Genomic DNA, 24201 nt, shown 5'->3' on the forward strand with positions numbered 1-24201 from the left:
CAAATGAATCCACAAAAAGATCCTAAGAAAGCCCCAAGACCCGCTAAAAATTATGGCGTCTATGTGCTGTTTGCGATCATCTTATTTGGTAGCTTTGTCTTCTTAAGTCAACTCTTTGAAGCCAAAGGACCTGAAAAACTATCACCATCTCAATTCCAATCCATGGTTGTTGATGGTAGCCTTAATGGCACCACAATTAAATGGACGCCAGTTGGCGGCGAAGATCAAAACGCTTATAAAGTCACCGTTCTAGAAGGCTCAAAAGTCATCTATGAATTCTCGATTTTATACCCTCAACTCGACGAGGTACTAAGCAACATTCCAGACGCATCAAACATCACCGTTCAATACGTCGAAAAATCCACAGTTACATTTTGGAGCATCTTGATTTCAGTGATTATTCCAATCGGTTTAGTCTTAGCGCTTCTCTTCTTCTTATTCAAGTCAATGAGTGGTGGCGGCGCAAACAACAAAGCCTTTGAATTTTCTAAATCAAGAGCACGTCTATCTAACTCTAAGCTAGTCACGTTTAAAGACGTTGCTGGTTGTGACGAGGAAAAAGAGGAACTTGTTGAAGTCATCGACTTCTTGAAGTTTCCTAAAAAATATAAAGAAATGGGCGCTAGAATTCCAAAAGGAATCTTACTTGTTGGTTCACCTGGTACAGGTAAAACCTTATTAGCTAAGGCCGTTGCCGGTGAAGCAAACGTCCCATTCTTCTCAATCTCAGGTTCTGACTTCGTAGAAATGTTCGTCGGTGTTGGTGCCTCAAGAGTCAGAGACCTATTTAAAGTCGCAAAAGAAAGTTCACCTTGTATCATCTTCATTGATGAAATTGATGCCGTTGGTAGACAACGTGGCGCTGGTATGGGTGGCGGTCACGACGAACGTGAACAAACCCTAAACCAATTACTGGTTGAAATGGACGGCTTTAATCCAAACCTAGGCATCATCATTATGGCTGCAACCAACCGCCCAGACGTCTTAGACCCAGCGTTATTAAGACCTGGTCGTTTCGACAGACAAATCACGATTGATTTACCAGACGTCATCGGTCGTGAAGCCATCTTAAAAGTTCACGCAAGAAACAAGAAATTATCCGATCAAATCAAATACAATGAAGTCGCACAACGCATCCCTGGTTTCTCTGGTGCTGATATTGAAAACTTATTAAACGAAGCTGCACTACTAGCCGCACGCGCAAACCGTAAAGTCATTGAGCTACAAGACATTGACGAAGCCGTTGACCGTGTGATGATGGGGCCAGCAAAACGCACAAGAAAAGTCACCGACAAAGAACGCAAAATCATTGCTTATCACGAAGCAGGCCATGCAGTCATCGGTATCAAACTCGAAAATGCCAACGTCGTACAAAAAGTAACGATTGTCGCTAGAGGTAACGCCGGTGGATATAACCTAATGATGCCAGAGGAAGAAACTTTCTTAGAATCTAAACAAAGCTTACTCGCACGTATTACTGGTTATTTAGGTGGACGCGTCGCTGAGGAATTAATCTTTGGAGACATCACTACCGGTGCTTATGGGGATTTCCAAACCGCAACGAAAATTGCACGTGCTATGGTCACCGAGTATGGTATGAGTAACCTTGGGCCAATCCAATACGAAAGTCATGGCGGTTCTGTCTTCTTAGGTAGAGATTACCTAAAAGACAAAAACTTCTCTGATCACATCGCAACTGAAATCGACAAAGAAGTTAGAGACATCATCACAGGCTGTTACGATAAAGCAAGAGCATTACTCTTAGAACACCGTGACCTACTTGATACCATCTCGCACTACTTACTAGAAATTGAAACACTCAATAAACAAGACATCGAAGAAATCGTTCGTACCGGCAAAGTCGCTTGGTGGGAAGAAAAGAAATTAGCCCCAAAAGAGCCAATTGAAACAAACCCACTTGACGAAAAAGTAGAGGAGTCACCTCTGGATGAGACTCGATAAATACTTAAAAGTCTCTCGTCTAATTAAAAGACGTACGGTTGCAAAAAACGCAAGTGATGGACAGCGTGTCTTAGTCAACGATAAAATCGCTAAGCCTTCCCAAACACTAAAAGAAAATGACATCATCACGATTCACTTTGGATTAAAGGTCGTTACCGTCAAGGTAACCACCTTAATTCCACCAAAACGAATGGATGATTACTTAATGTATGAACTGATTAGTGAAGAAAAAAAGTCATAACTTCGGTTATGGCTTTTTAAATGATGAAAATATGATATAATTATTATGATATTTAGGAGGTATAACAATGGATTATACAGAGAACTTAACCGAACAAGAAGTGATCAGAAGAGAGAAACTTAAAGAATTAAAAGAAAAAGGTGTTGATCCATTTGGTCAAAAATTTACTCGTACCCACACGACCATCCAAATAAGAGATACCTATGAAGCATATAACCACGATCAACTCGAAGAAATGAAACAAGAAGTGACGATTGCCGGTCGTATCATGCGTAAAAGAGACCAAGGGAAAGCTGGCTTTATCAGCATCCAAGATAGAGACTCCAACATTCAAGTATACGTTAGAAAAGACATGATTGGTGAAGAAGCATTTGAAATTTTTAAACTTGGTGACTTAGGCGATATCGTTGGAATTACTGGGTTAGTCTTCCGGACAAAAACCGATGAATTAACCATAAAAGCAACCAAATATACGCATTTAACCAAAGCCTTAAGACCACTACCTGACAAATGGAGCGGTCTACAAGATAAAGAGGAAGCTAGACGTCGTAGATACGTCGATTTAATCGTCAATGAAGAAGCCAGACGTATCGCAAAACTTCGCCCAAGAATCATTAGAGAAATTCAAAACTTCTTTGACTCCCGTGGCTTCATCGAAGTAGAAACACCGGTCTTACAACCGATTTTAGGTGGCGCAGCCGCTCGTCCGTTTGTTACACACCACAACACGCTAGACATGGACTTTTATCTAAGAATCGCTACTGAATTACCATTAAAACGTTTAATCGTTGGTGGACTTGAAGCGGTCTATGAAATAGGACGTCTATTTAGAAACGAAGGCATGAGTGCTAAGCATAACCCAGAATTTACCACCATTGAAGCATACCTTGCCTATTCTGATATGGAAGGGATGATGGATTTAGTTGAAGATACCCTTTCAACCGTATGCATGAACGTTTTAGGTACTTACGACATCACTTATGGGGAAAAACAAATCTCATTAGCCCCAGGCTTTAGACGTGTCTCAATGGTTGATTCGATTAAAGAAGTGACTGGCGTTGATTTCTTAGAAATCACCGACATCGAACAAGCCAGACAAATCGCAAAAGAAAAACACATCAAAGTAGAAAAACATCACGGCATTGGACACATCATTCAATCCTTCTTCGATGAATTCGTTGAACCAACCATCGTCCAACCGACCTTTGTTTACGGACACCCACTTGAAGTCTCTCCACTGGCTAAAAAGAACGACGAAAACCCTCGTTTTACCGATCGTTTCGAACTCTTTATTGACGCTAGAGAATACGCCAATGCATTTAGTGAATTAAATGATCCAATCGATCAAAGAGAACGTTTTATGGACCAACTCAAGGAAAAAGAGCTTGGTAACGTTGAGGCAAACGAAATGGACGTGGACTTCGTTGAAGCCCTCGAATATGGGATGCCACCAACTGGTGGACTCGGTATTGGGATTGACCGTTTCATCATGTTAATCGCAAACGTCAATAACATCAGAGACGTCTTATTATTCCCACACATGAAACATAAATAAAGACCTATGTTAGACGGCCAAGCTGGCCGTCTTTTATTTTACTTTACTTATTTACTAGTTACACTTATAATAGAACTACATGAAAGAAGGTATTTTATGAAACAATTTCGAAAACTTGTCCTACGTTTGTTTGTCTTAGCAAGCACCCTTTTTGTGATACAGGCTTGCGATGTTTCAAGCGTTACCCTAAACGATCAATTAGATAAAATCGGTGGGGTAAGCTATCTTTATGAACAAGATGGTTCTACTTATGAGGTAGCTAACTTAAATGAGCAATATGAATTTAAGATCACATCAACGACGGATACTTTGCATGGGTATTTAACCCAAGAGGGGCTCTATATCGCTTATAACGACGAATCCTACCGTTTGATTAATAAAGATTCTAGTTATTATGACGCCTACTTAACGGATATATTTTTAATTGACCTTGATGCATTTAGAGACTCTAACTTTAAAGAATCTTTAGGCACCTATCAAATCGATGAACTAAATTTTCTAAAAGGTAACTTAACTGCAAGTAATGTCTCGATTGAATTTGACGATGAAAATCTAGATTCAATCACCGCAGAAATTGCCAACGAGGTCATTACATTTACATTTAAAACCTATGAGGGTATCATTTCAGCAATCTTAGATACACAGCCGTTTGAAGTATCTTCCTATGAGGATAATCAAACCATCCAAGGTCTGCCACTGATTTCTTATGCGTATTTCAACGAATTAACGGAAACTCAGGTCAGTTTAGTGACATTAGGTGAAAAAAATTACACGTTTTACGATCATCTTTCCTTTTTTAGTACGTTATCGTTTATGGACTCAGTCACCTTTATTCACAAGAAAACATCCGATGACCTTTTATTTAGACCTTTTGAATCTGGGGTCGATGGGGTCATAGAAGCTCCAATCTATGACATCAATGACGTCTTTAATCAGACGTTAATGATTGGTTCTTTAATTAATACGACACTCTCTATTGATGAGATTGGTAGTGACTACCTAATCATCAATAAACTTGAAAAATCGATTCAAATCAAATTCGATGAATCCGAATTATCATTACTCGATCAGTTTAAAAAAGGAGACATTATCACCTTTTCACTCTTGCTTGTCAAGTCTAGTGACACCCTAATCTATGACGAACAATCGTCTTATGTCATCAACTACCAAGGCGAGATAGAAAAAGTAACCACATTACAATCAGTCAAAGACGTTTCTAAATCACTTGGTTTAACCACAGGTTTACCATCCACTGGTAATCCTAAGATGTTGGTGTTACCAATCGCATTTACGAATTACACTGCACCTTATGAAATGGTATCAAACTTAGAAAAAGTACTTTTTGGTACAAAAGAACAAACAGGGTATCACTCCCTACAAAGCTACTACTTAGAGTCTAGCTATGGTAATCTATCCATCGATGGGGATGTGCTAGAACCATTCGTTGCGCCTAACACATCAGGCTACTACGAAAGAGATTATAAAAACGGTAATGAATACGTTGATTATGATTTACTGGAAATGGCCTTAAATTACCATAATAGCCGTGTTGACTACAGTCAATATGACAGCGACAACGACGGTTACATTGATTCAATTATGATGGTTTATACTGCCCCTGTGTCATTTAACAGCGGTTCAGATTTATGGTGGGCATATACGTATCAATACGAAAGTAGCCCAGTTAAATACTTTGATGGTGTGAAAGCCGACTACTATATCTTTATGGGTTATGATTTCATTGATGAGGTCGTCAACGACAATGTGTACTTAGAGTTAAATGCACTGACCTTTATTCACGAAACTGGTCACTTACTTGGTCTAGATGATTATTACGATTACGATTTAAACAACGGACCTGCTGGTGGTATTGGTGGCTCTGACATGATGGATGCGACCGTCGGTGATCATAACCCGTATTCAAAGCTTTTACTTGGTTGGATTGACCCATACGTCACTAATGGTGAGGATTTAACCTTAACACTTAAACCATATGTTTCTTCTGGTGATGTACTGATCATTCCTAAAAATCCACTAAACAGTGTTTTTCAAGAATATTTAATCATTGATTTCTACACTCCTACTGGCTTATACCAACTCCAACAAGGTTATAATGGGTTATTCACACTACCTGGTATTCGAATTTATCACGTTAATTCAACTTTAAACACGACGTCTAATATCTACAACATGTGGAGCATTCCAAGACAAAACAACACCGATACGACGGTTAAGCTTTTAAAACTATTAGAGGCTGATATGCGTAATGATATTGAAAGTACATTAAATTCAGACTATGGTGAGTATAGTGAAAACAGTGACTTGTTTCAAGTCGGTAGCCACTTAACTAACTACCGCTGGTCTGATGGGTCATATTTGAATTTAACCTTAAATATTCATTCAATCACGGCAAACGGTGTCGATTTAACCGTTGATTTTCAATAAATTTATTGTAATAATCAATGATACTCCTAATTCTATATATCCATCATTGAAGTAAAAATGTACCCTTAGTCAAGGCTGCTTAGTAGCGTGTCCTTTCTAATTGGTACATTTTTTATTTGCGCGAATTTATCTTATCTCGCTATTTGTTTTTATTTAATCTAATTTTTTCATTATAAATTGATTCTGTTTCTTTGAGAAAATTAATGATTTGTTTAAAACTAGGTATCTCATCGAAGAACATATGTTTCATTCCACCATAATCTTTTTCTATGATTGCTTCACTCAATCGACTTTCCTGTGCAGTCTCTCTAAATAGTAAATCTCTTTCATTTAATTCTAGTAAGGCTATCTCTATCATTTTTCTGCTTCCCTTTTTAAGATATCGCTAATTAATTGATACATCCAGCCAGGTATTGTTTTATTTTGTTCTAAAATTTTAATTGTGATTTTATTTTCAATTATATACGACGTAATAATGTTAATTTCCTTAAGGTTAATGTTGCTTTTACCGTATGAATCCAGCGCAACAACAAGTGTCACTAATGAGTCTGAGTCAATTTTTATTTTCTTATTAGCCGATTTTTTAAAAATGATTTCGCTATTAATATAAGTGTAATTTCGATAAGGACCATCACTTAAAAATTCATAGGTGTTTGATATTTGTGTTGAAAGTCCGACCATATTCAAAGCGGTATTTTTAGATGGAAATATGTACCAATTAAATTTTCTAGCTATCGCGTGAGCCACACTCACAGGTGAGGGATAAATCTGTTTATTCAATAATCTACTGAACTCAAGCTTAGTATACATTCCATCAAGAATTCTGGTGATTTTATTATCGTCAACTAATCTTTTTAGAGATTTTCTTAATGTATTAGACTTTGCTATATCTAAAAAATCAGCATTAATAAAAATGCTTCCTGTGTTTTCTTGATCCATCCTCTGTAATATTTTTTGTTCTGTGCTCATTTTATCCATACAATCACCGCCACATTTATTATATACTTTTTGTGGCAAATATTCAACACTATTTAAAAGCACTCGAGCCTAAACTCATCGTATGTATATAGTGAAAACAGTGACTTGTTTCAAGTCGGTAGCCATTTATCTAACTACCGCTGGTCTGATGGGTCATATTTGAATTTAACCTTAAATATTCATTCAATCACGGCAAACGGTGTCGATTTAACCGCTGATTATCAATAAGTACAAACAAAAAGGCACTTATCCAATTGGATAAGTGCCTTTTATATTATAGTATTAAGCCAAGCTCATCGGCTATTTCAAAGAAAATGTCATGAATTGGGTAGTAATCAAGTTCAAGTTCTTTATATATGCCTTCTGTTACGGTATCAAGTTTTACAAACAGATCACTAGGCGCATCCACCTTCTTCTCTAGTAAACTAAGAATTTCCTGTTCAATATCAATTAACGATTGCATATGTGCTTCGTTTGGTTGTTCAATACTTCCAATGATCTCGTTTTGAAATTCAATGGTGTTTAGAAGTAGTATGACTGTTTTTGCTTGTTCATTCATACGCTCTAAATCCCCATGATAATCGTGCTCTAAGATTAGTTTGATACTTTCAAATTGTTCAAAGACATAATAAAAGCCGGTTTCAAATATGTTTTCTTCTTCTTGAGTCAGTTCTTTCTCGTTGATTTTCTTTTCATACAAAAAAGTTAACACATCTAAGACATACTTAAAACGTTCGATTAATATCGATTCTTTTTGTTTAAGCTCTTCTGTTAAATCACTGATTTCAACTAACCAGTTTGCATAATCGTGAAATACGACGTCTTTCATACGAACACCTCCGACTTATTAATATTATACAAATTAATCGATATTTAGCAATAGATTTACATAAATTACGTCATTTATCAAAAAATAAAACGCCATACTTGACAGTTGAAGGCAAGTATGGACGTTTCAATTGTTTTTTTTGTTAATTAAGCTTTGTTGACTGAACCGAATAAAGTTAGTTTTTCTCTAACAACGTTTTCGATTGCTTTAGCACCTGGAGCTAATAATTTTCTTGGGTCAAAACCTTTACCTTCAAGGTCTTTACCGGCTAAGATATATTCTCTAGTTGCTTGTTGGAAAGCCCATTGGCATTCAGTGTTTACGTTAATCTTAGCAACACCTAATGAAATGGCTTTTTTGATCATGTCTGCAGGAATACCTGTGCCACCATGTAATACTAGTGGAATTCCGTTAGTAACTTCTTTAACTGCTTCTAAAGCTTCAAAGTCTAAGCCTTTCCAGTTTGCTGGATATTTACCATGGATGTTACCAATACCTGCTGCGAATAAATCAACACCTAGAGATGCGATTAATGCGCATTCTTGTGGATCAGCGATTTCACCAGCGCCGACAACACCGTCTTCTTCGCCACCAATTGAACCAACTTCTGCTTCAACTGATACGCCTTTAGCGTGGCAAGCAGCAACGATTTCTCTTGTTTTTTCAACGTTTTCTTCAATTGGATAGTGTGAACCATCAAACATGATTGAAGTGAAACCTGCAGCTAGTGCTTTGTATGCACCTTCATAGCTACCATGGTCTAAATGAACTGCTACTGGTACTGTGATGTTATAGAATTCAATAAGGTTTGAAACCATACCCATAACGTTCTTGTAGCCGCCCATGTATTTTCCTGCGCCTTCAGATACACCTAAAATGATTGGTGAATTTAATTCTTGAGCCACAGATAAAGCAGATTTAATCCACTCTAAGTTATTGATGTTGATTTGAGCAACACCGTAACCTTCTTTTCTTGCTTTTTGTAACATTTCTTTTGCTGAAACTAATGCCATTTGTTATTACCTCCTGTAATTATTCCATATTTATTATACGCTTTTTATATGATAAAAACAAATCAATAACAATGAAAACGTTTATCATTTTCGTATATTGTAATTCTTTGCCGCTTCGATGAACCCACTAAAGAGTGGGTGTGGTCTTAACGGTCTTGATAAAAACTCTGGATGAAACTGACTAGCGATGAAAAAATCGTTTGTAGGTAGCTCTAAAATCTCAACCAAATCAAGCTTTTTATTCATTCCTGAGAAGACAATGCCTTGTTCTTCAAGTACTGCTTTATACACACGATTAAACTCATAGCGGTGTCTATGACGCTCTTTGATTTCCTTTTTATTATAAAGCTTAAACGCAAGTGTGTCTTCTTTTAATTCACAATCGTAAAGCCCAAGTCGTTGTGTGCCACCAAGGTCTTTAGATAAGTCTTGATCTTTCATGATATCAATCACTGGTGTTGTTGTATTTATGTCTAGTTCTGTTGATGTCGCATTTTTTAGACCACACATATTTCTTGCGTACTCGATGGCCGCAAGTTGCATCCCAAAACAAATGCCCAAGAAAGGAATATTATTTTCTCTTGCGTATTTGATTGCTGCGATTTTTCCTTCGGTTGCTCTTTCGCCAAAGCCGCCTGGGACTAATATCCCATCAACATTTTTCAATGATTCATGTACATTTTCATCACTTATTTTTTCTGCATTCAACCAAACAAGGTCAATGTTTCTACCAAGGTGATAGCCCGCGTGTTCTAAGGATTCGGTTACCGATAAATAGGCGTCATGAAGTGAGACGTATTTACCAACTAGACCAATACGGACCGATTCTTTTAACCCACTGATTTTATGGATTAGGTCTTCCCACAAGGATAAATCAGCTTCTTGTTTCGCTTCTAATTTAAAGTGTTCTAAAATTTTATCGTCGATTCGTTGTTTTTTTAGATTTAAAATCGATTTGTATAAAATATCCACGTCGACTGATTCAAAAACCTCCGTTGCTTCAACGTCACAAAATAAGGCAATCTTTTCTTTGATTGATTTACTAACCGGTACTTCACTGCGTAAAACGATTAAATCTGGTGTGATTCCTAGTGAGCGTAACTCTTTTACGGAGTGCTGCGTTGGTTTGGTTTTGATTTCGTTTGCTGCTTTTAAATATGGCAGTAAGGTGTTATGAATATAGAGTGTGTTTTCATACCCAAAATCCCTTCTTGCTTGTCTAATCGCTTCTAAAAATGGCAGCGATTCAATGTCCCCAACTGTCCCACCAATTTCGGTAATGACCACGTCTGCTTTTGAATTCTTCGCGGCCGCCTTTAATCGTTCTTTGATTTCGTTTGTGATGTGTGGAATCACTTGGATCGTTGCGCCTAAATAATCGCCTCGACGCTCTTTATCAATGACCGTTTGATAGATTTTCCCTGTCGTGACACTTGAATGCTTCGATAAATTTTCATCAATAAAGCGTTCGTAGTGACCTAAGTCAAGATCGGTTTCTGCCCCATCGTCTGTGACAAACACCTCACCGTGTTGATATGGACTCATTGTCCCTGGGTCAACGTTGATGTATGGATCGAATTTTTGCATGAAGACTTTTAATCCTCTGCTTTTAAGTAGCTGTCCAACTGTTGATGCCATGATGCCTTTGCCTAGTGAAGAAACTACCCCACCAGTAACAAAAATAAACTTTGTCTTCATTTTACTTTCACCCCATCTAATTTGTATAAAAATATAAAAAAGGTCTCCCTTTACAGGAGACCTTTTATGAGTTGCCCTTTTTTATTATATCAAACGGTTATGACAAACTCAATAATAAATTTGATTATTTATCGTACATGTCCTCATAGTCGTCCATGATTTCATTATAATCGTCGTCATCAAAGTCGATGTCGTCTTCTTCAAATGCTACGATGTCGTCTTCATCTTCTAAAATAATCACGTCATCTTCTTCGTCTTTTTCAACGTCTTCGTCTTCGTCGTCGGTATCTAATTCAAGTTCATTTTCTTCTGGGATGTAATAATCATCGACTGTGATGTTATCGTCTTCATCGTCTTCAACCACATCATCGTTTTGATTAAAGTAAGAACCATCTTTGTCCCAAAGATCTAAGTTATTTTCCTTAAGATCCCAAGTGTCGTTACCACAAAAAACAAACTTTGCACTCATTGTCATATCTAAATATAACTGTGTTAGTTTTTCCGTATCATCCATTGAGATATTTTTTAACGTTGTAATTTGTTCTAAAAGTTCGTAAATGTTTTTCTTGCCTTCTTGTCTGATAATGATTTCAGCAATATCAACCATTGATTTAGTTGTATCTATTTGTTTAGCCATAGAGCCCTCCTAAAAATACTATATTATTGTATACGATACTCGCTTTTTTTGCAAGTATTATTTTATTTTAACCAAAATACCATCGTTTTTTGACTTTTATGGTGTTCAATGGTTTGCAGATACTCTATTTTAATTTTTGATTCATCAATGATTAAAAGAGTGGTTTCGATGACGGATTTAAACGTAATGCCTTCTTGTTTATAGTATCCCATGGTTTTTAATCCCGCTTTATAGATTTCTTGCATCTCGATGTTGCCGGTTCTTTTGATCATCACTTCATCGTTTTTGAAGTAAAGATGAAAATCGCCATCAGCAATCGGGTCTTTAAAGGTCAATCCAAGTGCGGTCTTGCTTGCCTCTACGTGATACTCGTTTAACACACCATCGTTAATTAACTGAAATATCATGTCAATAGTGTTCTAGCAAGCACGATAATGAGTAGGACGACGGCAATAAATATGGCGAGTTTTAGTAATTTCTTTGCGATCGAGAAGATACCAAAGACTAAAACGACTACAAGCGCCAATGTCCCTAAGATTTTCATCCATTCCGGTAAAGGTGCAACCACATTTTGGTAAAAATCAAGCACCAACTGGTCGTAATTAATTGTTTCTTTTAAGAACTGATCAAAACTGCCAAATAAATCCAAAATCCATTGCCAAATACGTTCAAAAAATGCCATCTTAGTTCCCTCCCCTATTCGTACTTACGTCTATTTTCTAATGCTCTAAATATCGTCTGATCATCGGCATAACTAAGATCAGATCCCACCGGAATGCCATAGGCAATCCGTGTGACTTTGATTGGTTTGTCTTTTAACATCTCTTTGATGTAATTAGAAGTTAGTTCACCTTCAACGGTCCCGTTTAAAGATAATATCACTTCTGAAACACCTTCTAAACGTTTAAATAAACCATCCATGTTTAAGTCTTCTGGCATGACACCTCTTGAAAAGTCGATTGAGCCCCCAAGTATGTGGTAATTGCCATGATAAATATTGGTTCGTTCTAACACAAACACGTCCTTAACTTCACTTAAGACCATCAGTGTTTCTTGGTCTCTTGTGGTATCACTACAAATCGGGCATGCCGCTTCTTGTAATACCCCACAAACCGGACAGTTGGTAATCTCTTTTTTAATGGCCGTTAAATCGTTGCTAAATTTCAATACCGTTTCATCGTCCATTGTTGTAATCACGTGAAGTGCCAAACGTTCCGCGGTTTTCTTTCCAATACCAGGTAGTTTTTTAAAATCCTCTATTAGTTCTAAAAAACGGGTCGGGTATTTCATTAGAACCCGCCCATACCCATGCCAGCGGTAAATTTGCTCATTTCACTATTAGTTGTCGTATCAACGACCTCAACTGCGTTATTGACTGCCGCTAAAATTGCGTCTTGAAGCATTTCAATGTCGTCTAAAAGCTCTTGATCGATTTTGATGTCAACGACTTGGTGTGAGCCTAGCATAATCACTTTAACCCCACTAGCGGTACCGGTAAATTCAGTGGATTGAAGACGTTCTTGAGTCTCCTGCATTTCTTTTTGTAGTTTTTGTAACTTTCTAATCATATTTGCGTTCATTTGTATTACTCCTTTATCATTACTTTATCTTTACCAAAAAAGTCGATTGCTAAGGCGACAGAGCCTGGTTGCCAAGTTTCTTCTTGTTCTTCAAAGATGTCCATGTCAATCTCTTCTAGGGTTGGTTTTTTGTTACCTTGTTTCCATTGGTTAATAAACGATTGATAGAATTGTTGCCAAGAACATTCATCAATACAAATATAGTCTTCGACCAGTGGTTGTTTTTTATTTAAGATTTCAAACACCAGTTGTTTGGTTTGTGGTTTTAACATCATTAAGCAACTCATACGGTCTTTATAGACTAATAACATCTCCGTATCGCTTGCGGCAACTAAATTGCCTTGGGCTAGGATGCTTGCTGTGGTTTCTAATTTTGGTTCGGATATTTTGTTTAAGTGCGGCCACCCTTTTAACAAGAGTGACTTCTTATCTAAATTACCATTAATTAAGATACGCTCAACGTCTTTTGCACTGACGTATTTTCGCTTGTTTGGTTTTTCGATGTTTTTGATTGGTGTTTCTACTTCTTTTTCAGCATCGTTTTGACTAGGTGTTGGTTTAACCTCTTTACTGATGACTTGAATGCCTTCTTTTTTAAGTTTATCGAGTTCAAACTCTAATTGTTTGAGTCGGTTACTTAAGAGTTCAATCGTTTCATTTTGAACGACACGGTCTAACTCTTTATGATCAATCATCTTAATAAACGCCAGTTCTAAGTAAGCTCTTTTTTGTGAACTCCACTTGATGTCGTTTTGGGTTTGATTGAGTATGTCTAAGTAAAAATAGATGCGTTCATTTGAAAATTTCTTAGCGATAACCTCTAAGTATTTTGTTGGTCGGTCGCTATCAAACACAACATTCTTCTCAATCAAAATATCTCTTAATAAGCTGATTAAGTCAGACACCACTTTACTGATTTCTTTACCGTCTTCGACCATGTCATTTAAAAGACTAAACGCATCGGCGGTGTTTTTTTCAAATAAAAATGTGATGAGGTTTAATAGGTTTTGTTTTGAAACCGAGCCACTGACTTGATAAATATCTTCCTCAGTCACCACGTCATCAGAAAACGACACGGCTTGGTCAAGTAATGAAAGCGCGTCTCTCATGCCACCTTCGGCGTACTTTGCAATCTCACGAATGGCTTGATCGGTAATTTGAATTTGTTCTTGGTCTTTAATTTCTTTTAACTTTCGTTCGATATCGGCTACCGATATGCCTCTAAAATCAAATCGTTGGCAACGCGATAAAATCGTTGAAGGAATCTTATTAGGTTCCGTCGTTGCTAGAATAAAAATCACGTGTTTTGGTGGTTCTTCTAAGGTTTTAAGTAACGCATTAAATGCGCCAGTCGATAGCATGTGAACTTCATCGATGATGTAGACTTTGTATTTGCCCATACTTGGTAAATACTTGACTTTTTCTCTAAGGTCTCTGATTTCATCAACGCCGTTATTGGAAGCGGCATCAATTTCTACCACGTCTGAAATAGAGCCTGCTTGAATGGCCAAACACGTTGGGCACTTCCCACAAGCTTCTTTGGTTGGTGATTGTTCACAGTTAACGGCTTTAGCCAAGATTTTAGCGATTGAGGTCTTCCCTGTCCCCCTTGGTCCACTAAATAAATAAGCATGCGCTATTTTATCGTGAATTAATGCATTTTGAAGTGTCTTTACAATCACTTCTTGACCAGCGACTTCGCTAAAGGTTTTTGGTCGGTAGGTTCGATATAACGCTTGATAAGACATTGCATGCACTCCTTTTCTAAACCATTATATCATAAATGATATGACGGATTCTTTATTTTCCCAAACAAAATTTGGAAAATAGTTCGTTTAATAAGTCTTCTGGGTGATAATCACCTGTGATTTCGCCTAGGTATTGCCAAGCTTTCTTTAAGTCAATTTCGGCCATATCAATTGGAAGCCCTAAGTCAATGGCATTAACGACTTCATTCATTGATGAAATGGCTTCTTTGATTTTATTGATGTGTCTCACATTCGATAAGTAATTAAAGTCTTTTTCTTCAAGATCAGTAATGCCCAAAGTCGTTGTGATTTCATGTTCGAGGTCGCTTAACCCTTGACGGTTAAGGGCCGATAAACTTAGCATGTGGATATCTAAATCGATTGCTTTAGTGAGGTCGTTTTTATTACCAACGACAATGCGTCGTTTGTTTTTGGTTTGTTCTAGTAACTCTAAATCTTCTTTTGATAACTGTCTACTTTGGTCGAGTACTAAGATGATTAGTTCAGCCTCGTCAATCGCTTTCTTAGACCGTTTCACACCGATTTGTTCGACAATATCTTTGGTCTCTCTGATGCCTGCGGTATCCATTAGAATTAAGGTAATACCGCCAATATTGATTTGCGCTTCGATGGTGTCTCTTGTGGTACCTTCGATGTCTGTAACAATGGCACGTTCTTCATTAAGTAGCGCATTTAATAAACTAGACTTACCGACATTTGGTTTACCAACAATGGCCGTTTTAACACCGTCTCTAATGAGTTTTCCTTTATTGGCATCATCGAGTAATGTGTTTAATTTTTTGATCAAATTTAGAACATGCGGTTTGATTAACTCGACCGACATTTGTGTTGCGTCGTCGTATTCTGGATAGTCAATATTAACTTCAATTTGAGCGATTAGAAAAAGAAGTTCTTCTCTTAATTCGTTGATTAGTTTCGACAAGTCACCTTTAAGCCCGCTGACAGCTAGTTTCATCGCATTGACGTTTTTCGCGTGAATGAGGTCCATGATTGCTTCACTTTGAGCCAAGTCAATCCGGCCATTTATAAACGCCCGTTTGGTAAATTCCCCCGGTTCAGCTAAACGAATGCCTTGTTCTAAAATGCGTTCTAGGACTTTTTGAGTCACTAAAATGCCCCCATGACAGCTGATTTCCACCACGTCTTCTTTTGTAAATGTTTTCGGTGCTTTAAAAACCGTGACTAGGACTTCATCAATCACTTTCTTGTGATGATCGATGATGTGTCCATAAGTGACGGTATGCGATTTGGCTTTGATTAAGTTCTTTCCTTTAAAAATAGCGGCTGCTTTTTCGATTGCTTCATCGCCGCTGATTCTGATAATACTTAAGCCGCTTGTCCCAAATGGGGTAGCGATTGCTGCAATTGTATCGTATATCATCGTATCAACTCCACGTCAAAATTATACCATTAAACAGCCTGTAAAAATAGTCTATTACATAAGCTAAAAAGAAAACCAAGGGGAATAAAATCCCGTTGGTTTTATCTAAGTGCTAAAATCAGCTTACTGCTCGACTATAAACGAATTGTTTTTGGGATCAAAGAACCCTTCAAATCGACCGTAACCGATTCAATGACAATATCTTCATATGGTTTGTCGTAGGCGTCTCTTCTTGCTTTTGCGATGGCATCAACCACGTCTATGCCGTTTGTAACGACACCAAAAGCGGCGTATAACCCATCTAAGTGCGGTGAGTCTTTATGCATGATAAAGAATTGTGACGTCGCTGAATCCTTGACGTTGGTTCTTGCCATCGAAATGACACCACGTGTGTGTAATAATGGGTTATTTACACCATTAGCGATGAAGTCGCCTTTGATTGGTAAAACCGCTTGATTAACGGCACCACCTTGAATCATAAACCCTGGAATAATACGGTGAAAAATTGAGCCTTTGTAAAGACCTTTTTCAGCAATTTCGATGAAGTTAGCAACGGTGTTTGGCGCGACTTCATTAAATAATTGAAGCTCAATTGACCCGTGATCTTTAACGTTAATTGTGACTACTGGGTTTGTTTCTTTTAAATATGTTTGTGCGTTCATTATTAAAATTCTCCTTCTTAGGCGTGTCTACGCTTGTCATCTTCTCTGACCATTTCATTGTCAGTGAAGTCAAAATGGACGTGTGGGACAAATGGGTTAATGCCACGTTTAAAGTCTCTGATGTAGATAAACAACACCAAGAACAACCCATATGCGGCACCTAATCGCCAGTAACCACTACCCGCAATTAACCCCATAATCGCAACCGCCCAGATGGTCGCTGCGGTGGTAAGTCCAATAATGGTTTTTTCACCCTTCATAATCACACCGGCGCCAATAAAACCGACCCCAGGTAAGATTTGTGCAATCAAGCGTTGGTTTTCTGCAACATCAGTAGCACCCGTTTCAAGAAAGAAGAAACGTTGAACGATCGATACCATCATGGTTGCGGCTCCAATTAAAATATGCGCCGAAATTCCTGCGGATTTACCGATGTTTTGTCTTTCTAGTCCAAGAAGTGAAGATATCACTATCGTTACGATTGCTGGCATTAAGATTACTTCAATAAAATCAATTTGACTTAAAATTTCTAATTCAGTCATCTAGTTCATTCCTTTCTTTGTATATTTCGTTAAAATCGTATTTCTTATCTTTGTATTGATAACCAAGGACGGCGTTGATATTGACATTCTCTGCCGCTTTGAAAATCGATTGATCGACTTCTTTATTGATTTCTCTTAGTTTATTGATCATTTCTTTGATTTCTCTTCGTTTAGATGATGTTCTACTTGCAACAACGGTACAGCCACAATTCATTGATTGAATGCCACTGGATTTAGTAAATCGAATGATATCTTTTTCTTTAATGTAAAATAATGGACGAATCAATTCAATCTCTTCAAAATTATCGGCTTTAATCTTAGGGACCATCGTTTTAAATTGACCGCCATATAGGACATTTAACATGGTCGTCTCAATGACGTCATCGTAGTGATGCCCAAGCGCAAGTTTATTACAACCCAGTTCTTTGGCTGCGTTATATAAGAAACCTCTTCTCATACGTGCACACATGTAGCATGGGTTATCACTTGCGATTTTTCCAGCCACAGCAAATACGTTTGACTTTTTGATCACAAGTGGGATATTTAAATACTTACAGTTGGTTTCTAATAACTCTAAATTGATTTTAGCAAACCCAGGGTCCATCGCAAGATAGACCACATCAAATGGGATGTCACTGTAACGGTGAAGTTGTTGAAATAACTTGGCCATTAAAAGTGAGTCTTTTCCACCTGAGATACCAACAGCAACTTTATCGCCTGGCTCGATGAGGTTATAGTTTTTAATTGCTTTAATAAATTTTGCCCAAACGTCCTTACGGTACGTCTTTAATAAACTTCTTTCGATGTCTTCTAAAGGTAACAAGGGTTCGGTAACAACGATTCTAGCGCATTCTTGTCTTATTTCCATAAATCAATTAACCTTTGTATGCTTTTAAGACGTCATCGACGCGTGATTTAAAGTGTTCTAATTCTGACCAGTCGTTTAGTTTTGCGCCTGAAGCTTTGGCATGTCCACCACCGCCAAATTCATTGGCAAGTGTCGAAATAACTGGGCCTCTTGAGCGAAGTCTGATTCTAATTTCGCCTGGGTATTCGATGAAAATCGCCCAAACTGGGTAACCTTCAATCCCACCTAAGTGAGACACGACCGATGCGGCTTGTTCGTCGGTCACACCAAATTGATTAATCACATCTCTTGTGACTTTGATGTAGATAAAACCTTCATTTGTCGTTTCAAAATTAGATAACACATAGCCTTTTAAGCGTATCATGTTCATCGTTTCAACCGATAATTTTTGATCAACGTATTCCACGTCCACACCAAAGTCTAATAACATACCTGCAATCTCATGTGTCTTTCTTGAAACACCACGGAATCTGAATCTACCTGTATCGGTTAGAATACCCACATACATCGCAAGTGCGCCTTCGTAACCGAGTTTTAATTCTTTTTTGTATTTTTTATAGAAGGTTGCGATCATTTGAGCACACGATGGGTAGGTTGTATCTACCCAGCGGTAATCACCATAATCATCCACAGGGATGTGGTGGTCGATTTTAATGATCTCTTTTCCTAATTTGTATCTAGAATCACTAATACGGTCCTCAATTGCGGTATCAACCACAATCGATAACGCGTTTTCGTAAACCTCATCTTCAATGATATCTGGTGTACCAACAAAGCTTACAAAGTCACTTGTTTCACCAACAACATAAACTCTCTTATTCTTAAATGTTTCAGTTAAGATGCTTTTTAGGCCAAACTGTGCCCCATAACAATCCCCATCCGGGCGTTTATGTCCGTGGATAATAATGGTGTCGTATTCGTGTATCTTTTTAATAATTACTGGGTTAATCATATCTTTTCTCCTTTTGCTAATGCTTTAAATTCTGTAATCATTTGGTCGACTTCTTCCCAAGTCTTTAATGAGGCGCCACACGCTTGTTCGTGTCCACCGCCACCAAACTTCTTGGCAATATCGACAATTTTAATGCCTCTTGAACGAAATTCACCAAGAATAACGTCTCTTTCTTTGTCGTAGGTGAAGTTCAACCATATTTTAATTTCTTCAATCCCACTGGCCAAATTGACCATACCTCTTGAGACAGTAAAGACATCGACGTTGTATTTATCAAAGACCGATTGATCGTTCTTTAAATATGCAATCCCGTCCTCAAAAACAAACCTGGATTGGAAATCAATCTTCATCATCTTTTGTTCAAGCGATTCCACGTATAAGAAATCATAAAGCTCTGTTGTTTTTGCACCTAATCCGGTAAGGATTGAGGCAATCATAAACGTGTGCTTTGGATTTTTTAACCATTGAAAGCGCCCGGTATCCGTGACCATACCAGCGTATAAAAACGATGCCGCTCTTTCGTTGATCACTAAATTCAAATCCAGTGCGATGGTTGCGATTAGCTCCGCAGCGGATGAAAAACTTGCGTCACTTATTACTAAGCTTGCGTTTGTGATTGTCGAATCGTTGGTGTGATGATCAATGACAATAGCCTCAGCAGCAGTTAAGTAACGTTCATCGCTTACCATGTGCGATACCGCAACATCAACAATGATTGATAGCGCGCCAACAAATGCATTGTCTTCTATTTCTTGCATGTCGTTGTCTTTATCAAAACGGTTTTGATCGCCAACAACGTAAATCGTCTTGTCATTAAAGTTCTCTTGTAAAATCTCTTTTAATCCAACCTGTGAACCAATCGCGTCAAAATCAGGTTTTGTGTGCCTGTGAATAATGATGGTGTCATAAGCTTTAATCTTATCTAAAATGGGTTGATAACTCATAGAAATACCTCGTTTTCTTCTTCTATTTTTGGTGCCTTATATTAGTATATCACTTTTTTTAATTCATATAAAGAATTAGAGACAAATTACACGAAAAAAGAATGTTTGTCTTTTATTTAAGTTATTGTTATAATAATAATATAAATAAAAGCGTTTTTACGAAAGGAAGAGAATATGACTAAGTACGTTTATTTGTTCAAAGAAGGACGTGCAGACATGAAAAACCTGCTTGGTGGTAAGGGAGCCAACCTCGCGGAAATGACAAACATCGGTTTGCCAGTTCCACAAGGCTTCACGGTAACAACAGAAGCTTGTACCAGGTACTACCAAGACGGTAAAATGATTGCACCTGAAATTGTGGAGCAAATCCTTGCTGCACTAGAGGCCACACAAAGCACATCTGGAAAACAGTTTGGATCGAGTGAAAATCCATTCTTAGTATCGGTTCGTTCTGGTGCTAGAGCTTCAATGCCAGGGATGATGGACACAATTTTAAACTTGGGTTTAACTGACAAGGCCGTTGAAGGCTTAGCAAAACTAACGAACAACCCAAGATTTGCTTATGACTCGTATCGCCGTTTTATTCAAATGTTTGCCGATGTCGTTATGGACATCTCAAAATCAAACTTTGAAGCCATCTTGGAATCTCAAAAACACAAAAAAGGTGTCGAACTTGATACCGATTTAGACGCTGACGATTTAATTTTAATCACAAAGGCTTACAAAGCCAAATACAAGGAACTCAAGGGAGAAGAGTTCCCGCAAGACCCAAAAGTCCAATTAATTGAGGCAATAAGTGCGGTATTTAGATCTTGGGATAACCCAAGAGCCAATACTTACCGTATGCTTAATCAAATTCCTTATTCTTGGGGTACCGCAGTCAACGTTCAATCCATGGTATTTGGCAACATGGGTAACGATTCCGGTACCGGGGTGGCATTCTCAAGAAACCCAGCAACTGGTGAGAACGTCTTGTTCGGTGAATATCTATTTAACGCACAAGGTGAGGACGTCGTGGCTGGTATTAGAACACCAAAACCAATCTCAGATCTTAAAAAAGATAACGAAGGGTTATATAAACAGTTTGAAGATATCGCTAAGAAACTAGAAAATCATTACCATGATATGCAAGACATGGAATTCACCATAGAAAAAGGCAAACTTTATATGCTACAAACCAGAAATGGTAAACGTACCGCGCAAGCGGCTTTAAAGATTGCCATTGATTTGGTTAAAGAAGGTTTACTCACTGAAAAAGAAGCTTTGATGAAGGTAGAACCTGCTCAATTAGATCAACTACTTCATCCTCAATTTGACCAAAAAACACTACTACATGCAACACCACTGACAACTGGGCTTCCAGCATCCCCAGGGGCTGCGACCGGTCGCGTCGTATTTACGGCAGAACGTGCCGCACAATTATTTAAAGCCGATGGCAAACCAGTCATCCTAGTTAGACAAGAAACCTCACCTGAGGACATCGAAGGTATGGTTGTCGCTAAAGGTATTTTAACCTCACGCGGTGGGATGACTTCTCACGCAGCCGTCGTTGCAAGAGGCATGGGTACCTGCTGCGTCGCGGGTGCTGATAAAGTCAAAGTAAATGAAACCGATAAGTATTTTGAAATCGAAGGCAAACGCTTTAAAGAAGGCGACTACATCTCACTTGATGGTTCTACTGGTAAAGTTTACGGTGAACAAATCAAGACCGTGGATGCCACCGTCTCTGGTGATTTTGCTACCCTAATGGCTTGGGCAGATAAACATAGAGTCCTAAAAGTAAGAACAAATGCTGATACACCGAAAGACGCTGAGGTTGCTTATAACTTTGGTGCTGAAGGGATTGGATTATGCCGTACGGAACACATGTTCTTTGCTGCAGATCGAATCAGAGCCATGCGTGAAATGATTGTATCTAATAACGCTGTTGAAAGAAAACGCGCCCTTGATAAATTACTTCCAATGCAAAGAGAAGACTTCATCGGTCTATATAAAGCGATGAAAGGCTACGCCGTCACCATTCGTTACTTAGATCCACCACTACACGAATTCTTACCGCATACTTACCAAGAAATCAGAGTGCTTGCTGAGGAAATGGGTATCGAATTTGATGAATTAAGACAAACCATCGATAGCCTTCACGAAGTCAACCCAATGCTTGGGCACCGTGGGGTTAGACTCGCTGTCACCTACCCAGAGATTGCACAAATGCAAACAAGAGCAGTCATAGAAGCAGCGATTACCGTCAATAAAGAAGGCGGCAACGTCACACCAGAAATCATGATTCCGTTGATTGCTGACATTAAAGAATTTAACTACGTCAAGAAAGTTGTGGTTGAAACCGCTGAAAAAGTCCAAAAAGAACACAATCATAAACTCGACTATCTTGTTGGTACCATGATTGAAATCCCTAGGGCTTGTCTAACGGCAGATACCATTGCTAAAGAAGCCGAATTCTTCAGCTTTGGAACAAACGACTTAACTCAAATGACGTTTGGCTTTAGTAGAGATGACGCCGCGAAGTTCTTAGGTGACTACTACAAGACAAAAGTCTTTGAAGCAGACCCTTTTGCACACATCGATGAAACCGGTGTGGGTAGCTTAATGAAGATGGCCGTTGAAAAAGGCCAAAGTGTTCGTAAAGACATCAAACTAGGCATCTGCGGTGAGCATGGAGGCGACCCTCAATCGGTCGAATTCTGCCATAACATCGGATTAACCTACGTTTCATGTTCGCCATTTAGAGTCCCTCTTGCAAAACTTGCAGCGGCTCAAGCGAACATCAAAAATCCAAGAAAATAACAACCATGTAAAAACTGCCTATCGTCATTTCTGACCAAAGGCAGTTTTTCTTGTCACTTCTGCTTTAATTTTTAAAGTTGTATCAACCCGATTCTTTTGAATCCTGATTAAATCCTATGGTATAATAACTACAGATATTAAAAGAGAGGTTTTAAAACAAATGAAAAAAATACTTGTATTACTACTCGTGGTTTTCTCTACAAGCGTACTTGCTGCTTGTTCAAGTTCAAAATCACCACTTCTTATTTCAAAGTATTATGAAGCCATCAGTGGTGGAAACAACGCCATTGAAATTTATAATACCTCAAGTAAGTCCGTTAAATTAAGCGATTACAAACTTGAAATTCACATTAACGGATTTTCAGACAACCTAATTACGATTCCACTATCCGGTGAAATTAAAGGTAATGACTACTTTGTTATATCAAGAGATAGCGCATCAAACCAAGACTTAATTGACATCTCAGATATGCAATCTGAAGATCTCGTCTTTAATGGAAACGATCCAGTTCTACTAAAAAAAGGCAAAACAACCATTGATGCGATTGGCACACCTGGGTTTAACGCCGATTTTGGAACAAACCTAGCACTTGTTCGTAAAGTCGATCAAATGAAAGCAAGAAAAACATTCGTTTATAGTGATTTTGTGATGTATCATGCCGAATCATTTCAATTGCTAAAAACAACCGAAGGTATTCTTCTTGAAGAAGAGTTACTAAAAGGACCTAAGCTCACACAAGCAGACTACGACAAACCATTTGTCGATCCAAACGACGCTAACCTGGGTGGTGGCGGTGTGATTGAAGTCACACTGGCCAGTACTGGCGATGGTGATACTGCAAACTTTAGGATTGAAGATAACATTGTTTCCGGTGAGCTGATTATTATCCCCTTTGGTGTGCATAGAGTACGCTTTTATTATATCGATACTCCTGAAGTTATTCCAGGACAAGAAAAACCATTTGGTAAACCAGCCAGTCTATTCACATCTAACATACTTAACGGTACAAAAATTGAGCTTCAAAGCATTGAAGGACAAGCACTAAAAGATACTTTTGGACGTTACTTATTTAATGTCTGGGTTGACGGTAATCTTGTTTCTCACTTTGTTATAAAAAACGGTCTATCCAAAGCCGCTAGTGACTATGTTCAACAGTATCGCAGTGTGTTGTATTATGGGTTCCTTAAAAATGCTGAGCATTATGCAGAAGCTAACGGGTTTGCCTTACACGGTGAAGTAGATCCATGTTGGAACTATGAGACAAATAAATTAAAACCAGGAACATGTTATTACGACCTGACCTTTAGATAGTCAAACAAACACTTCGCTCTATCGCGAGGTG

The 24201-nt window shown here is 38.2% G+C and carries 23 protein-coding genes; 6 read left to right on the plus strand and 17 right to left on the minus strand.

Annotated elements, in window-relative coordinates:
• Positions 1–3: 3 nt before the first annotated feature.
• The 4 genes from ftsH (at position 4) to BN853_RS08395 (ending at position 6203) form a co-directional block, all read left to right on the plus strand.
• Positions 4–1962: an ATP-dependent zinc metalloprotease FtsH gene (gene ftsH / locus BN853_RS08380; protein WP_030005507.1), complete on the plus strand. Its 1959-nt coding sequence runs from the start codon at positions 4–6 to the stop codon at positions 1960–1962.
• Positions 1949–2203 carry an RNA-binding S4 domain-containing protein gene (locus BN853_RS08385; RefSeq protein WP_030005508.1) on the plus strand — a complete coding sequence of 85 codons (255 nt, stop codon included), beginning with the start codon at positions 1949–1951 and terminating at the stop codon, positions 2201–2203. Before ftsH ends, BN853_RS08385 begins: the two co-directional genes overlap by 14 nt.
• Before the next feature lie 67 nt (positions 2204–2270).
• Positions 2271–3758 (plus strand): lysine--tRNA ligase, encoded by a 1488-nt coding sequence (gene lysS / locus BN853_RS08390; protein WP_030005509.1) that lies wholly within the window; start codon positions 2271–2273, stop codon positions 3756–3758.
• 96 nt (positions 3759–3854) lie between these two features.
• A complete protein-coding gene (locus BN853_RS08395) occupies positions 3855–6203 on the plus strand; it encodes a M6 family metalloprotease domain-containing protein (RefSeq protein WP_030005510.1) in 2349 nt (782 codons plus the stop codon).
• Positions 6204–6342: 139 nt separating this feature from the next.
• Here BN853_RS08395 and BN853_RS08400 read toward each other — a convergent pair whose 3' ends face one another.
• From BN853_RS08400 to BN853_RS08480, 17 genes are all read right to left on the minus strand, one after another.
• A complete protein-coding gene (locus BN853_RS08400) occupies positions 6343–6561 on the minus strand; it encodes a hypothetical protein (protein ID WP_030005511.1) in 219 nt (72 codons plus the stop codon).
• A complete protein-coding gene (locus BN853_RS08405; protein WP_030005512.1) occupies positions 6558–7181 on the minus strand; it encodes a DUF6088 family protein in 624 nt (207 codons plus the stop codon). The genes BN853_RS08400 and BN853_RS08405 overlap by 4 nt, the downstream gene beginning before the upstream one ends.
• 274 nt (positions 7182–7455) lie before the next feature.
• Entirely contained in the window at positions 7456–8010 is a 555-nt protein-coding gene (locus tag BN853_RS08410; RefSeq protein WP_030005513.1) for a hypothetical protein, read from the minus strand.
• Positions 8011–8156: 146 nt separating this feature from the next.
• On the minus strand, positions 8157–9023 hold the full coding sequence (gene fba, locus BN853_RS08415; protein ID WP_030005514.1) for a class II fructose-1,6-bisphosphate aldolase: 867 nt from the start codon (positions 9021–9023) through the stop codon (positions 8157–8159).
• A gap of 84 nt (positions 9024–9107) precedes the next feature.
• A complete protein-coding gene (gene pyrG, locus BN853_RS08420) occupies positions 9108–10721 on the minus strand; it encodes a CTP synthase (RefSeq protein WP_030005515.1) in 1614 nt (537 codons plus the stop codon).
• A 124-nt stretch (positions 10722–10845) separates the two neighbouring features.
• A complete protein-coding gene (rpoE, locus tag BN853_RS08425) occupies positions 10846–11358 on the minus strand; it encodes a DNA-directed RNA polymerase subunit delta (protein ID WP_030005516.1) in 513 nt (170 codons plus the stop codon).
• Positions 11359–11420: 62 nt separating this feature from the next.
• Positions 11421–11765 carry a DUF1934 family protein gene (locus BN853_RS08430; protein WP_030005517.1) on the minus strand — a complete coding sequence of 115 codons (345 nt, stop codon included), beginning with the start codon at positions 11763–11765 and terminating at the stop codon, positions 11421–11423.
• Positions 11762–12040, minus strand: a complete 279-nt coding sequence (locus BN853_RS08435) for a hypothetical protein (protein WP_030005518.1) — start codon at positions 12038–12040, stop codon at positions 11762–11764. Before BN853_RS08435 ends, BN853_RS08430 begins: the two co-directional genes overlap by 4 nt.
• Before the next feature lie 14 nt (positions 12041–12054).
• Entirely contained in the window at positions 12055–12648 is a 594-nt protein-coding gene (gene recR / locus BN853_RS08440; protein ID WP_030005519.1) for a recombination mediator RecR, read from the minus strand.
• Positions 12648–12938, minus strand: coding sequence for a YbaB/EbfC family nucleoid-associated protein (locus tag BN853_RS08445; protein ID WP_030005520.1), 291 nt, complete (start codon positions 12936–12938; stop codon positions 12648–12650). The genes recR and BN853_RS08445 overlap by 1 nt, the downstream gene beginning before the upstream one ends.
• A gap of 5 nt (positions 12939–12943) precedes the next feature.
• Positions 12944–14686 carry a DNA polymerase III subunit gamma/tau gene (gene dnaX / locus BN853_RS08450; RefSeq protein WP_030005521.1) on the minus strand — a complete coding sequence of 581 codons (1743 nt, stop codon included), beginning with the start codon at positions 14684–14686 and terminating at the stop codon, positions 12944–12946.
• A 52-nt stretch (positions 14687–14738) separates the two neighbouring features.
• Positions 14739–16088: a tRNA uridine-5-carboxymethylaminomethyl(34) synthesis GTPase MnmE gene (mnmE, locus tag BN853_RS08455; protein WP_030005522.1), complete on the minus strand. Its 1350-nt coding sequence runs from the start codon at positions 16086–16088 to the stop codon at positions 14739–14741.
• 134 nt (positions 16089–16222) lie between these two features.
• Positions 16223–16750, minus strand: coding sequence for a peptidylprolyl isomerase (locus BN853_RS08460; RefSeq protein WP_030005523.1), 528 nt, complete (start codon positions 16748–16750; stop codon positions 16223–16225).
• A gap of 17 nt (positions 16751–16767) precedes the next feature.
• On the minus strand, positions 16768–17292 hold the full coding sequence (locus BN853_RS08465) for an MgtC/SapB family protein (RefSeq protein ID WP_030005524.1): 525 nt from the start codon (positions 17290–17292) through the stop codon (positions 16768–16770).
• Positions 17285–18160: a tRNA lysidine(34) synthetase gene (locus BN853_RS08470; RefSeq protein WP_030005525.1), complete on the minus strand. Its 876-nt coding sequence runs from the start codon at positions 18158–18160 to the stop codon at positions 17285–17287. Before BN853_RS08470 ends, BN853_RS08465 begins: the two co-directional genes overlap by 8 nt.
• Positions 18161–18167: 7 nt before the next feature.
• Positions 18168–19112 carry a DHH family phosphoesterase gene (locus BN853_RS08475; RefSeq protein ID WP_030005526.1) on the minus strand — a complete coding sequence of 315 codons (945 nt, stop codon included), beginning with the start codon at positions 19110–19112 and terminating at the stop codon, positions 18168–18170.
• Positions 19109–20056 carry a DHH family phosphoesterase gene (locus BN853_RS08480; protein ID WP_030005527.1) on the minus strand — a complete coding sequence of 316 codons (948 nt, stop codon included), beginning with the start codon at positions 20054–20056 and terminating at the stop codon, positions 19109–19111. Before BN853_RS08480 ends, BN853_RS08475 begins: the two co-directional genes overlap by 4 nt.
• Positions 20057–20230: 174 nt before the next feature.
• Here BN853_RS08480 and ppdK point away from each other — a divergent pair, with 174 nt between their 5' ends.
• Positions 20231–22858 carry a pyruvate, phosphate dikinase gene (ppdK, locus tag BN853_RS08485; protein WP_030005528.1) on the plus strand — a complete coding sequence of 876 codons (2628 nt, stop codon included), beginning with the start codon at positions 20231–20233 and terminating at the stop codon, positions 22856–22858.
• Positions 22859–23018: 160 nt separating this feature from the next.
• Positions 23019–24170, plus strand: a complete 1152-nt coding sequence (locus BN853_RS08490) for a lamin tail domain-containing protein (RefSeq protein ID WP_030005529.1) — start codon at positions 23019–23021, stop codon at positions 24168–24170.
• Positions 24171–24201: the final 31 nt, after the last annotated feature.

It is taken from the genome of Paracholeplasma brassicae (assembly GCF_000967915.1).
GTDB classification, from domain to species: domain Bacteria; phylum Bacillota_I; class Bacilli_A; order Acholeplasmatales; family UBA5453; genus Paracholeplasma; species Paracholeplasma brassicae.

What these genes read in the sequence shown, in the direction of transcription:
- ftsH (WP_030005507.1), top strand. Translation starts at nt 4, where the DNA reads ATGAATCCACAAAAAGATCCTAAGAAAGCCCCAAGACCCGCTAAAAAT.
- BN853_RS08385 (WP_030005508.1), top strand. Translation starts at nt 1,949, where the DNA reads ATGAGACTCGATAAATACTTAAAAGTCTCTCGTCTAATTAAAAGACGT.
- lysS (WP_030005509.1), top strand. Translation starts at nt 2,271, where the DNA reads ATGGATTATACAGAGAACTTAACCGAACAAGAAGTGATCAGAAGAGAG.
- BN853_RS08395 (WP_030005510.1), top strand. Translation starts at nt 3,855, where the DNA reads ATGAAACAATTTCGAAAACTTGTCCTACGTTTGTTTGTCTTAGCAAGC.
- BN853_RS08400 (WP_030005511.1), bottom strand. Translation starts at nt 6,561, where the DNA reads ATGATAGAGATAGCCTTACTAGAATTAAATGAAAGAGATTTACTATTT.
- BN853_RS08405 (WP_030005512.1), bottom strand. Translation starts at nt 7,181, where the DNA reads ATGGATAAAATGAGCACAGAACAAAAAATATTACAGAGGATGGATCAA.
- BN853_RS08410 (WP_030005513.1), bottom strand. Translation starts at nt 8,010, where the DNA reads ATGAAAGACGTCGTATTTCACGATTATGCAAACTGGTTAGTTGAAATC.
- fba (WP_030005514.1), bottom strand. Translation starts at nt 9,023, where the DNA reads ATGGCATTAGTTTCAGCAAAAGAAATGTTACAAAAAGCAAGAAAAGAA.
- pyrG (WP_030005515.1), bottom strand. Translation starts at nt 10,721, where the DNA reads ATGAAGACAAAGTTTATTTTTGTTACTGGTGGGGTAGTTTCTTCACTA.
- rpoE (WP_030005516.1), bottom strand. Translation starts at nt 11,358, where the DNA reads ATGGCTAAACAAATAGATACAACTAAATCAATGGTTGATATTGCTGAA.
- BN853_RS08430 (WP_030005517.1), bottom strand. Translation starts at nt 11,765, where the DNA reads ATGATATTTCAGTTAATTAACGATGGTGTGTTAAACGAGTATCACGTA.
- BN853_RS08435 (WP_030005518.1), bottom strand. Translation starts at nt 12,040, where the DNA reads ATGGCATTTTTTGAACGTATTTGGCAATGGATTTTGGATTTATTTGGC.
- recR (WP_030005519.1), bottom strand. Translation starts at nt 12,648, where the DNA reads ATGAAATACCCGACCCGTTTTTTAGAACTAATAGAGGATTTTAAAAAA.
- BN853_RS08445 (WP_030005520.1), bottom strand. Translation starts at nt 12,938, where the DNA reads ATGAACGCAAATATGATTAGAAAGTTACAAAAACTACAAAAAGAAATG.
- dnaX (WP_030005521.1), bottom strand. Translation starts at nt 14,686, where the DNA reads ATGTCTTATCAAGCGTTATATCGAACCTACCGACCAAAAACCTTTAGC.
- mnmE (WP_030005522.1), bottom strand. Translation starts at nt 16,088, where the DNA reads ATGATATACGATACAATTGCAGCAATCGCTACCCCATTTGGGACAAGC.
- BN853_RS08460 (WP_030005523.1), bottom strand. Translation starts at nt 16,750, where the DNA reads ATGAACGCACAAACATATTTAAAAGAAACAAACCCAGTAGTCACAATT.
- BN853_RS08465 (WP_030005524.1), bottom strand. Translation starts at nt 17,292, where the DNA reads ATGACTGAATTAGAAATTTTAAGTCAAATTGATTTTATTGAAGTAATC.
- BN853_RS08470 (WP_030005525.1), bottom strand. Translation starts at nt 18,160, where the DNA reads ATGGAAATAAGACAAGAATGCGCTAGAATCGTTGTTACCGAACCCTTG.
- BN853_RS08475 (WP_030005526.1), bottom strand. Translation starts at nt 19,112, where the DNA reads ATGATTAACCCAGTAATTATTAAAAAGATACACGAATACGACACCATT.
- BN853_RS08480 (WP_030005527.1), bottom strand. Translation starts at nt 20,056, where the DNA reads ATGAGTTATCAACCCATTTTAGATAAGATTAAAGCTTATGACACCATC.
- ppdK (WP_030005528.1), top strand. Translation starts at nt 20,231, where the DNA reads ATGACTAAGTACGTTTATTTGTTCAAAGAAGGACGTGCAGACATGAAA.
- BN853_RS08490 (WP_030005529.1), top strand. Translation starts at nt 23,019, where the DNA reads ATGAAAAAAATACTTGTATTACTACTCGTGGTTTTCTCTACAAGCGTA.